Genomic DNA, 10,197 nt, shown 5'->3' on the forward strand with positions numbered 1-10,197 from the left:
GCTCGCTCGCCGAGGCGAAAGCCGCCATCACCGGGACCTCGTGTGTACTACTCGACCTCGGGCTGCCGGACACCCACGAGCTAGACGGCCTGCGCTGGCTGCAGGAGCACGTGCCGGAGGTCGCCGTCGTCGTGCTGACCGGGCTCGCCGACGAGTACCTCGGCGGCGAGGCCGTGCGCATCGGCGCGCAGGACTACCTCGTCAAGGGGCAGGTCGACGGGCAGCTGCTGAACCGGGTGATCCGGTACGCCATCGAGCGCGTGCGGGCCGACGAGATCCAGCGCCAGCTGAGGGAGGCGCAGATCTACGCGGAGGAGAACGCCCGCCTCGAGCGGGGCCTGCTGCCCTCGCCGCTGGTCGCCGACCCCACGCTGATGGTCACCGCCCGCTACTCCCCCGGCGGGCAGCGGCTGCTGCTCGGCGGCGACTTCTACGACGTCGTCGAGTCCGCCGACGGCCGGGTGCACGCGGTGGTCGGCGACGTGTGCGGGCACGGGCCGGACGAGGCCGCGCTGGGCGTGTCCATGCGCGTGGCCTGGCGGACGATGATGCTCGCCGCGCACGCCGGCAGCGAGGCGCTGACCACACTCGACCAGGTCTTCTCGAGCGAGCGGTACCGGCCGAGCCTGTTCACGACGCTGTGCATGCTCTCGATCGACCCGTCCCGCACGGCCGCGCGGATCTACCTCGCCGGCCACCCGCCGCCGCTGCTGATCACGCGCGCCGGGGTGCGCCCGCTCGACACGCCGCGGCGGACCCCGATCGGCGTGGGCGACGGCACCGTCTGGCCGTCGGGCGAGGTGGCGCTCGGTGAGGCATGGTCGGTCCTGATGTACACCGATGGGCTGATCGAGGGTCGCGTGGGCGGCGGGGTCGAGCGGCTCGACGTGCACGGGCTCGTCGTACTCGTCGAGTCGATGCTGGCCGACGCGGCGCCCGGGGTCGGCCCGGGCGAGCGCAACGAGCGGCTGCTCGACGAGGTGATCGGCCGGGTGCGCGATCTCAACGGCGGCGACCTGGACGACGACCTCGCCGTGGTGGCGCTGGGCCACAAGCCCCGGGACGACGGATGAGCCAGCTCGACAGCCGGGTCGAGGACGCGGAGCAGGTTCCCGACGCGGCGCCGGCCCCGCCCGTCGCCCCGCCGCCGGCACGGCCGACCCAGGCCAACAGGTGGCCACTACGCCGGATCATCAACGTCAGCGTCGGCATCCTCGCCCTGTTCAGCCTCGCCGCGATCATCGCCGGCACCTTCGCCCTGACCTCGCTCGCCGACGCCCGGACGCGGGTCGTGGACCGGATCGACCCGGCCGCCCGGGAGGCGCTGCGGCTGGAGGCCGCGCTCGTCAACCAGGAGACCGGGGTCCGCGGCTACGTGCTCGGCGCCAGGGAGATCCTGCTCGCGCCGTACACCGAGGGCCAGGCCGCCGAGAAGGACGCGATCGCGCGGCTCGAACCGGCGGTACGCGACTTCCCGGCCGCCGCCGCGCTGCGCGAGGTACGCGCCAACACCGACACCTGGCGCACCAGCTACGCGGCGCCCGCCATCGCCGTGGTAAAACGCACCGGCAGGCCCGCGGGGAACACGCCGAGCGTGGACGCGGGCCGTGCGTACTTCGAGGCGGTGCGGCAGTCGCTCGACCAGCTGCAGGCCGAGCTCGACGACGAGCGGGCGGGCGCGACCGCGGACCTCGACAGTGCCGCCACGACGCTCAACATCGCCTGCGTGGCGATCGCCATCGGGTTCGTGCTGATCGTCGTCTCGCTCGCGGTGGGGTTGCGCCGGGCGGCGATCCGGCCGGTGTCGCGGTTGGCGGCCGAGGTGCGCACGGTGGCGGGCGGCGACTTCGCCCACAAGGTCGAGCAGAGCGGCCCGACCGAGGTGCGCGATCTCGGTGCGGACGTCAACCAGATGCGCGAGCGCATCCTGCAGGAGCTGTCGGCACTGAAGGCCGCGCACGCCGAGCTCGACGCGCGCACCCAGGACCTGGAGCGGTCGAACACCGAGCTGGAGCAGTTCGCCTACGTCGCGTCGCACGATCTGCAGGAACCGCTGCGCAAGGTCGCGAGCTTCTGCCAGCTGCTGCAGCGGCGCTACTCCGGCCACCTCGACGAGCGCGCCGACCAGTACATCGCGTTCGCGGTGGACGGGGCCAAACGCATGCAGGTGCTGATCAACGACCTGCTGGCGTTCAGCCGGGTCGGCCGGATCGTGCGCGAGGCCGTCGAGGTGTCGTGCAACGAGGTGCTCGAGCAGGCGAAGGCGAACGTGGCGGACGCGATCGAGCGGTCCGGCGCCACGATCGAGGCGGGCGAGCTGCCGACCGTCCGCGCCGAGGTGCCGCTGCTGACCGCCGTGTTCCAGAACCTCATGTCCAACGCGATCAAGTTCCGCGGCGAGGACCCACCGCACGTGGTGATCGACGCCCGGCAGGACGGCGAGTTCTGGGAGTTCTCGGTGACCGACAACGGGATCGGCATCGAACCCGACTACGCCGAACGCATCTTCGTGATCTTCCAGCGGCTGCACGGCAAGGGCGACTATCCGGGCACCGGGATCGGCCTCGCCATGTGCCGCAAGATCGTCGAGTACCACGGCGGGCGGATCTGGCTCGACACCGAGTACCGCGCCGGCACCCGCTTCCGTTTCACACTGCCGGTGCTGACGGCGCCGACCGAGGAGAAGAAGGACATCGATGCCTGAGCCCACCCCGCTCGACGTGGTCGACGTACTGCTGGTCGAGGACGACGACGGCGACGTGTTGATGACGAAGGAGGCGTTCGAGTACCACAAGATCCGCAACCGCCTCCACGTCGTGAACGACGGCGAGCAGGCGCTGCAGTTCCTGCGGCAGGAGGGCGAGTACGCCGACGCCCCGCGGCCCGGCCTGATCCTGCTCGACCTGAACCTCCCGCGCCGCGACGGCCGCGAGGTGCTGGCCGAGCTCAAGGACGACCCCGAGCTGGGCCTCATCCCGGTCGTCGTGCTCACGACCTCGGAGGCCGAGGAGGACATCGTCCGCAGCTACCGGCTGCACGCCAACGCGTACGTGAGCAAGCCCGTCGACTTCGACCGGTTCATCGAGGTCGTCCGCCACATCGACAACTTCTTCGTGACGGTGGTCAAGCTTCCTCGCTGACCTCGCCGGAGCCCTCGTCGGGGCCCTTGTCGGAACCCTCGCCGGAGCCCTTGTCGAACGAGCCGAGCAACTCCGACATCCACGGCCGCGGCTCGACCGCGTCCGGGCCGACGACCCGCATCGCCGCCAGCACGGTCAGCAGCATCCCGGTGGCGAGGAACGCGCGCGCCTCCTCGGGCTGCGCGCCCGACAGCTCGCGCACCAGCTCGTAGATCCGGCCGAACCGCGCACGCACGACGTCGCCGATCGCCGGGTCCGAGCTCGCCGCGAACCCGTGCAGCAGCATCACGAGGAACTCGCGCGACTCGAGCAGCCCGTGGAACGCCTCGGCGAGCTCGCCCAGCTCCCCCGGCCCGGCGGCCCGGAACGCCTCCTCCACCTGTTCGCACGCGCGCTCGACGCCGGCGACGAACAACCGCTGCTTCGAGCCGAAGAGGCGGATCACGTACGGCTGTGAGACGCCGGCCAGGCGGGCGACGTCGTCGGTCGAGGTGCCCGTGTAGCCGGTGTCCGAGAACGCCGTCACGGCGGCACTGACCAGCTGTTCCGTCCGCTCCGCGGCCGACAGTCGCGGCCTGCTCCCTGGGCTCATGTTGACATGTTATCAGTCGATAGCTACCTTCTTAGTTATCAGTCGATAACAACCTTGGAGACATTGATGACCGCCGCCCTGGCCGACGCTTCTCCGGCGCCACAACCGCGCCGCGCGTCCCGCCCGCTCGCCGCCGTGCTCGCCGCCGTCGGCATCCCGATGTTCATGGTCACGCTGGACAACCTGGTCGTGACCACCGCGCTGCCGGTGATCAAGACGAACCTCGGCGCGTCGCTGACCGACCTGCAGTGGTTCGTCAACGCCTACACGCTGTCGTTCGCCGCGCTGCTGCTCACCGCGTCCGCGCTGGGCGACCGGCTGGGCAGGCGGCGGCTGTTCCTGTTCGGCATCGGGCTGTTCACCGCGGCGTCCGCGGCGTGCGCGCTGGCGACGGAGCCGTGGATGCTGACCGCGGCCCGCGCGGTGCAGGGCGCGGCCGGCGCCGCGGTGATGCCGCTGTCGCTCACGCTGCTCGCGGCGGCCGTGCCGGAGCGGATGCGCAACGCGGCCGTCGGCATCTGGGGCGGCATCAGCGGGCTCGGCGTCGCGGTCGGCCCGGTGGTCGGCGGCGCGGTGGCCGACGGGCTGGACTGGACGTGGATCTTCTGGCTGAACGTGCCGGTGGGCGTGGTCGCGCTGCCGCTCGCGGCGTTCGTGCTGCGCGAGTCGCGCGGTGGCGCGGGCCGGCTGGACCCGCTCGGGCTGCTGCTGTCCGCGGCCGGCGTGCTCGCGATCGTGTGGGGCGTCGTGCACGGCTCGGACGACGGGTGGACCTCGGCGCCGGTGCTCGGCGCACTCGTCGGCGGTGGCGTGCTGCTGATCGCGTTCCTGCTGTGGGAGCGGCGGGCGGCCGCGCCGATGCTGCCGCTTCGCCTGTTCCGGTCGCGCACGTTCAGCGTGCTCAGCGGGATCTCGTTCGTGTTCTCCGCGGGCGTGTTCGGCGCGGTGTTCCTGCTCGCACAGTTCTTCCAGGTGGTGCAGGGGCTCAGCCCGCTCGAGGCGGGGCTGCGCACGATGCCGTGGACGATGGCGCCGATGGTGGTCGCGCCCCTGGCCGGGATGCTGGTGGGCCGGGTCGGGCCGCGCGTGCTGGTCGGCGCGGGTCAGCTGCTGCTCGCCGTGGGGCTGGGGTGGATCTCGTTCGCCACGACCGTGGACGTCGGCTTCGGCGCGCTGGTCGGCCCCCTCGCACTGGCCGGCGTGGGCATGGGTCTCACGTTCTCGCCGCTGTCGGCGACAACCCTGGCGAGCGTGCCGACCGACTCGCACGGGGTGGCCTCCGGCACGAACAACACGCTGCGCGAGCTCGGTGTCGCGGTCGGCGTGGCGGCACTGGCCTCGGTGTTCACCGCGTACGGCGACTACAGCTCACCGGCCGCGTTCGTGGCCGGGCTGACCCCGGCACTGTTCGTCGGCGCGCTCGTGGTGGCGACCGGAGCCGTGCTCGCGCTGGCGCTCCCCCGGCGCGCCTGAGTAGAGCGCGGCTGGAGTTCGGAAAGAATTCCGGACCCAGATGTGTGACAGCCGGACATCGTGGGTAATCCTGCTCGTTTGGTTCGTACGTGGCTGATGGAGGCGACCCCGGCATGCGCGAGGAGTTCCACACCCAGCTGAGCGGGCTTCGTGAGCAGCTCGGTGAGATGTGCCGGCTGGCGGCGACCGCGATGCGATCGGCATGCGAAGCGGTATCCCGGAACGACATCGACCTGGCGAGGCGGGTCGTCGCGGCGGACGCGGAGCTCGACCGGGCCCGCGACCGCTGCGACGGGACCGCCCAGCAGCTGCTCGCGCTGCAGGCGCCGGTGGCCCGCGACCTGCGCCTGGTGCTGACCGCCGTGTACTGCTCGGACAAGATCGAGCGGATGGGTGACCTGGCGGCGCACATCGCCGACTCGGTGCGGCTCGCCCACCCGGAGCCCGCGGTCCCGCCGGAGCTCGCCGGCGCGTTCGACCACCTGGGCCGGATCGCCGTCGAGATGGCCGACCGGCTGACCGAGCTCGTCAGCAGGACCGACGGCTGCTGCTTCGCCGAGCTCAACGAGACCGACAAGACCGTCGACACGCTGCACGCGGGCGTCATGGCGACGATCACCGACCCGGCGTGGTCGCACGGCGTGCCCGCCGCCATGTCGCTCGCGCTGCTCGCCCGCTACTACGAACGCTTCGCCGACCAGGCCGTGTCGGTGGCGAAGCGCCTGGACTTCGCGGTGACGGGCGAGATCCCCGCGGCGTAGGCGGCTAGGCCTGCATGACGATGAAGTCGCCGTGGCCGCCGTAGCCCAGGACCGGTTCGGCGTACTGCGTGCCGTCGAAGGTCAGCAGCCACCAGCTACCGTCGACCGGCACCGTCATCGGATGCGGGATGTTCGTGCCGTACGGCGCGTTCAGCGTGCCCAGCAACCGCATCCGCAGGTCGTACACCTTGTACTGGCGGGCGTCGCCATCGCTCGCCAGCACGTACCACGTCGAGCCGAAGCGCTGCAGGATCGTGCCCTCGGTCTGGTCGACCGACGTGTCCGCGCCGACCAGTGCCAGGCCCTGGTCGTAGTCCGCGCCGCGCGGGCCGGCCGCGAGAGCCGGGTGGAAGACGAACGCCGGCTGCTGGGCCGGGCTCTCCACGAACGCCACGTGCCACCTGCCGCCGATCTTCGTCAGCGCCGGGTCCCACGAGCTCACCGTCGTCGGCAGCGCGAGCTGCTCGGTGGCCAGCACGTGGACGCCCGACAGCACGTTCGCCGTCGTCGCCACGTGCCGCACGTGCACACCCTTGAAGTCGAAGTCGCCCCACGAGCTCATCGCGAGGATGAACCGGCCGCGGTCGACCACGATCTGGCCCGCGTGGTCGCCGAGCACGACCCCGTCGCGGGCGAAGAACAGCGTCGCCACCTGCTCGAGCCGGGTCGGGTCGGCCAGGTCGAGCGTCCACACCGCCCAGTGCGCCTGCTGGAAGAAGCCCAGCCCGGCGTTGGTCATCGTCAGGTACAGCTTGCCGTTCTTGATGTACGGCCGGCCGTCGGCGTGCTGCACGACGTGCGGATCGCGCACGCCGGCCTGGCCGAAGTAGCCGGCCCGCACGCGGCCGATGAGCACGTCGCCGTCGCCGCCGTAGCCGTAGTTGAGCTGGCCCAGCACGTCCGGCACGCGCAGGTCGACGCGCTCGCGCACCTGGTCGCGTGCCGTCAGCAGCGGCTGCCACCCGGTCCCGGTCGCGGTCGGGTCGGCGAGCACGGTGACCGCGTTCTCGTTGACCACCACCGCGAACCCGAACGGCGCGGTGAGCGCGGCGGGTGCGGACGCCACGGCGGCGCCGTCGACCTCGATCGTCACGTTGGTGCCGTCGTAGGTGCCGAGCACCGTGCGGTTGCCGACGAGCCCGGCGGACACCGTGCCCTCGAGCGAGCGGACCTCGACGAGCACCGACCCGTACGGTGCGCGCGGCCGCACGCCGGTGTCGACGAGCGCCGAGCGGACCCGCCCGATCGCGCTGTCGTACTGCACGAACCGCGGCGCGATCAGGTCGAACGGCCGGTACTTCGCGCGGATGTGGAACTCCAGGTCTAGCGGGTTCTCGGGTTCGGCGGCGGCCGTGCCGGGCGTGGCGAGCCCGGCGATTCCCGCAAGCCCCAGTCCGGCAAGCAGGGTGCGCCGGTCGATCTCGTGGACCACGTCGTCCTCCTCAAGCAGGGTGAGAGATCGACCATAGGGTCTGCCCATGACCGAGCGCAGAACGATCTTGTCCGGGTCGTCGTTCGAGGAGCGGATCGGCTACGCCCGCGCCGTCGTCGACGGCGAGTGGGTGCACGTCTCGGGCACGACCGGCTTCGACTACGCGACGATGACCATCGTGGATGACGTCGTGGCACAGGCCCGGCAGTGCGTCGCGAACATCGGGGCGGCGCTCGCCGAGGCGGGCGCCGGGTTCGCCGACGTCGTCCGCGTCCGCTACCTGTTTCCCGAACGCGACGACTTCGAGCCGTGCTGGCCGGTGCTGCGCGAGTGCTTCGGCGAGGTACGGCCCGCGGCCACGATGCAGGTCTGCGGGCTCGCCGACCCGCGCATGCGGATCGAGATCGAGGTGACCGCGCACCGGCCCACCGCCGACCGGGCGGCGGAGTGACCCGGCCGGAGGACCCGATGCCGCGCGCCGACATCGCACCGACATCGCCGGCGAGGTGGCGCTTCGCGGCGTCGCGCGCAAACCGTGACCCGGCGGTCGCCGGGTACGCTCCCGATGGTGCGGGGCAGCCTGAACCTGCCCCGCACCCCGTGCCGTCAGGCGGGAACGACGCTCACCCGGCGCTGCTCGACGTCCGCGTTCGCGACGCGGACCGAGATTGTCGAGCCGTGCTCCGGCTCGCCTGCCCAGGCGCCGCGCGGTAGCAGCCCGGGCACGCCCTGCCCGCTCTCGATGAGCGCGCCGAAGGGCAGCACCTTCACCACGACCGCGTCGAACGGGCGGCCGTCACCGTGGTCGGCGAGAAATCCCTGCCAGACGGCAGTGGAGACGTGAGACATGTGATCACCTCCTTTCCGCTGTCCCACAGGAAGAAGGAACGCGTCAGGAGGCGCGGGCGGGCCCCTGGCCCGCCGGGAGGTCACGGCGTGGCCGGGAACCTCGTCTGCTCTTGGCCCGTGCGGGCCGACCCGGCAGTCACGCCGGAAACGGTAGCAGAACGCCGCCCGTCCGAAGTGGACGGACGGCGGCTGGTTGGGACCGCCGGCCGGTGGCTGGGGGTTCCGACCGGCCGGCGGTTCTGGGTCGCCGGCGCAAGCAGGCTCGTGTACATCGACAGTGCTTGGGGGAGTACACCGCCGGAAAACACGTGCTACTTCCTGGCTCCAGGCAGCGACCAACACGTACAACGGAGCAGGTGCCTGGATCGTTCCCGGCTCGCCGTGTGGTCGGTCACGTCCGATTGGTCCTCCGGGCGGTAGCATCACCACTCGGCAAACCCGCCATCTCACCAGTGTTCCAGGGACTCGACCGCATGCCATCGTCGGCGACGACGCCACCACACCGCGTAGTGCTCGTGGAGGACCACGACATGGTCGCCGAGGCGATCGGGCTGGCGCTGGAACAGGCCGCCGGCATCACGGTCGTGGCGCGGGCGAAGTCGATCGCCGAGGCACTCGCCGAGACCCAGCGGCACAAGCCGGACGTCGTGGTCCTGGACCGCAGGCTGCCCGACGGCGACGGGATCGGCGCCATCGCCGAGCTGTCCACGACCGGCGCCCGCGTGCTCGTGCTCACCGGCGAGGCCAGCGCCGCGGTCGCGACGCGCGTCGCGGAGGCGGGCGGGGCCGGGCTGGTGCTCAAGTCGTCCCGGCTCGAGGAGCTCGAGGCGGCGGTCCTGCAGGTGGCCGCGGGCGAGGTCGCGTTCGGACCCGGCCTGCTCGCCGGCGTCCTCGACCGGCTCACCGGACGTGCCCGCGGCACCGGCACCCCGCTGACCGCCCGCGAGCAGGAGACGCTCGTGCTGCTGGCCGGCGGCGCCAGCACCGAGGAGGTCAGCGAGAGGCTCGGGGTAACCCGCAACACCGTGCGAAACCACGTGCAGCGCATCCTCGACAAGCTCGGCGCCCGCTCGAAGCTGGAAGCGGTGGCCATCGCTCGCCGCGAGGGCCTGCTGGACTAGCGCCAAGGCGCCCGTATGACGGGGTGGCGGGCTGGTGCATTTGCACTAGACGCCGTGGCTCCGCTGCGTCTCCCCACAGGAGCGGCCAAGGCGGACAGTGCACACGTGGACGCACAGGCCCTGACGCACACCGAGGTTCGTCTGCCGGAGAACCATCGCAGCGCCGCCATGGCGCGCGAGTTCACCCGCAAGACCCTGATGCGTTGGGGCCACCGGAGCTGGCAGGACGCCGCCCAGGTGGTGTCCGAGCTGGTGAGCAACGTTCTCCTGCACGCGCACGGGGAGCCCGTGGTGCGCCTGATGGACGTCGGCGACGGCGTCCGGGTGGAAGTCTGCGACGACAGCCCGCAGCCGCCGGTCATCCGGCGGGCGGGCGCCGGCGGGCTGGGCATGCAGCTCGTCGAGCGGCTGTCCACCTCGTGGGGTGTGTCGAGGCGGGGCCGCGGGAAGGTCGTCTGGTGTCAGCTTCCCGCGGCCCCGAACCCGCTTCCGGCGTAACCAGGGCCGTGCCATGCCGCCGGTCCGCATCGGGCACAGTGGCCTCATGTCCGACACCACTCCACCGCCGCTAGGGATGGACTTCCGGCTGCTCGTGCAGGGAGTGGTCGACTACGCGATCTTCATGCTCGACACCGGCGGCCACATCGTGAGCTGGAACGCCGGCGCCGAACGGATCAAGGGCTACCGCCCCGACGAGATCATCGGCAAACACTTCTCCGTCTTCTACCCACCCGAGGACAACGCCGCCGACAAACCCGCCCGCGAGCTCAAGACCGCCATCGCCGAAGGCCGCCTCGAAGACGAAGGCTGGCGCCTGCGCAAGGACGGC

Annotated in this window: 12 protein-coding genes; 9 read left to right on the forward strand and 3 right to left on the reverse strand. The window is 71.8% G+C overall.

The annotated features are described in order from the left end of the window. The 3 genes from VH969_RS28425 to VH969_RS28435 all read left to right on the forward strand — a co-directional run. Nucleotides 1-1,073: PP2C family protein-serine/threonine phosphatase (locus VH969_RS28425; protein ID WP_331979750.1), on the forward strand; the 1,073-nt coding region annotated here is incomplete at its 5' end. Next, a complete protein-coding gene (locus VH969_RS28430; RefSeq protein ID WP_331979751.1) occupies nucleotides 1,070-2,704 on the forward strand; it encodes a sensor histidine kinase in 1,635 nt (544 codons plus the stop codon). The genes VH969_RS28425 and VH969_RS28430, both read left to right, overlap by 4 nt. Continuing rightward, complete coding sequence (locus VH969_RS28435) at nucleotides 2,697-3,140, forward strand: response regulator (RefSeq protein WP_331979752.1); 444 nt, start codon at nucleotides 2,697-2,699, stop codon at nucleotides 3,138-3,140. Before VH969_RS28430 ends, VH969_RS28435 begins: the two co-directional genes overlap by 8 nt. Here VH969_RS28435 and VH969_RS28440 read toward each other — a convergent pair. Further along, nucleotides 3,124-3,732 carry a TetR/AcrR family transcriptional regulator gene (locus VH969_RS28440; RefSeq protein WP_331979754.1) on the reverse strand — a complete coding sequence of 203 codons (609 nt, stop codon included), beginning with the start codon at nucleotides 3,730-3,732 and terminating at the stop codon, nucleotides 3,124-3,126. The genes VH969_RS28435 and VH969_RS28440 overlap by 17 nt on opposite strands. Before the next feature lie 66 nt (nucleotides 3,733-3,798). Between VH969_RS28440 and VH969_RS28445 the strand changes: the two genes are divergently transcribed. Continuing rightward, the gene (locus tag VH969_RS28445) at nucleotides 3,799-5,205 is read left to right on the forward strand and encodes a DHA2 family efflux MFS transporter permease subunit (RefSeq protein WP_331979756.1); all 1,407 of its coding nucleotides are present in this window, start codon (nucleotides 3,799-3,801) and stop codon (nucleotides 5,203-5,205) included. Between the two features lie 89 nt (nucleotides 5,206-5,294). Beyond that, complete coding sequence (gene phoU / locus VH969_RS28450; protein ID WP_331979758.1) at nucleotides 5,295-5,966, forward strand: phosphate signaling complex protein PhoU; 672 nt, start codon at nucleotides 5,295-5,297, stop codon at nucleotides 5,964-5,966. 4 nt (nucleotides 5,967-5,970) lie between these two features. Here phoU and VH969_RS28455 read toward each other — a convergent pair whose 3' ends face one another. Then, a complete protein-coding gene (locus VH969_RS28455; protein WP_331979760.1) occupies nucleotides 5,971-7,398 on the reverse strand; it encodes a hypothetical protein in 1,428 nt (475 codons plus the stop codon). A 46-nt stretch (nucleotides 7,399-7,444) separates the two neighbouring features. On the opposite strand from VH969_RS28455, the gene VH969_RS28460 reads away from it, so the two are divergent. Continuing rightward, on the forward strand, nucleotides 7,445-7,849 hold the full coding sequence (locus VH969_RS28460) for a RidA family protein (protein ID WP_331979762.1): 405 nt from the start codon (nucleotides 7,445-7,447) through the stop codon (nucleotides 7,847-7,849). Nucleotides 7,850-8,004: 155 nt separating this feature from the next. Here VH969_RS28460 and VH969_RS28465 read toward each other — a convergent pair whose 3' ends face one another. Further along, nucleotides 8,005-8,247, reverse strand: a complete 243-nt coding sequence (locus VH969_RS28465) for a hypothetical protein (RefSeq protein ID WP_331979764.1) — start codon at nucleotides 8,245-8,247, stop codon at nucleotides 8,005-8,007. Between the two features lie 473 nt (nucleotides 8,248-8,720). On the opposite strand from VH969_RS28465, the gene VH969_RS28470 reads away from it, so the two are divergent. From VH969_RS28470 to VH969_RS28480, 3 genes are all read left to right on the forward strand, one after another. After that, a complete protein-coding gene (locus tag VH969_RS28470; RefSeq protein WP_331979766.1) occupies nucleotides 8,721-9,368 on the forward strand; it encodes a response regulator in 648 nt (215 codons plus the stop codon). Nucleotides 9,369-9,473: 105 nt separating this feature from the next. Further along, nucleotides 9,474-9,866: an ATP-binding protein gene (locus tag VH969_RS28475; RefSeq protein WP_331979768.1), complete on the forward strand. Its 393-nt coding sequence runs from the start codon at nucleotides 9,474-9,476 to the stop codon at nucleotides 9,864-9,866. A 46-nt stretch (nucleotides 9,867-9,912) separates the two neighbouring features. Beyond that, nucleotides 9,913-10,197 (forward strand): PAS domain S-box protein (locus VH969_RS28480; RefSeq protein ID WP_414638631.1); only part of this gene is annotated, 285 nt, incomplete at its 3' end.

The sequence above is a fragment of the Actinophytocola sp. genome (assembly GCF_036555685.1).
GTDB lineage: Bacteria > Actinomycetota > Actinomycetes > Mycobacteriales > Pseudonocardiaceae > Actinophytocola.

What these genes read in the sequence shown, in the direction of transcription:
- VH969_RS28445 (WP_331979756.1), top strand. Translation starts at nt 3,799, where the DNA reads ATGACCGCCGCCCTGGCCGACGCTTCTCCGGCGCCACAACCGCGCCGC.
- VH969_RS28470 (WP_331979766.1), top strand. Translation starts at nt 8,721, where the DNA reads ATGCCATCGTCGGCGACGACGCCACCACACCGCGTAGTGCTCGTGGAG.
- VH969_RS28465 (WP_331979764.1), bottom strand. Translation starts at nt 8,247, where the DNA reads ATGTCTCACGTCTCCACTGCCGTCTGGCAGGGATTTCTCGCCGACCAC.
- VH969_RS28460 (WP_331979762.1), top strand. Translation starts at nt 7,445, where the DNA reads ATGACCGAGCGCAGAACGATCTTGTCCGGGTCGTCGTTCGAGGAGCGG.
- VH969_RS28440 (WP_331979754.1), bottom strand. Translation starts at nt 3,732, where the DNA reads ATGAGCCCAGGGAGCAGGCCGCGACTGTCGGCCGCGGAGCGGACGGAA.
- VH969_RS28430 (WP_331979751.1), top strand. Translation starts at nt 1,070, where the DNA reads ATGAGCCAGCTCGACAGCCGGGTCGAGGACGCGGAGCAGGTTCCCGAC.
- VH969_RS28435 (WP_331979752.1), top strand. Translation starts at nt 2,697, where the DNA reads ATGCCTGAGCCCACCCCGCTCGACGTGGTCGACGTACTGCTGGTCGAG.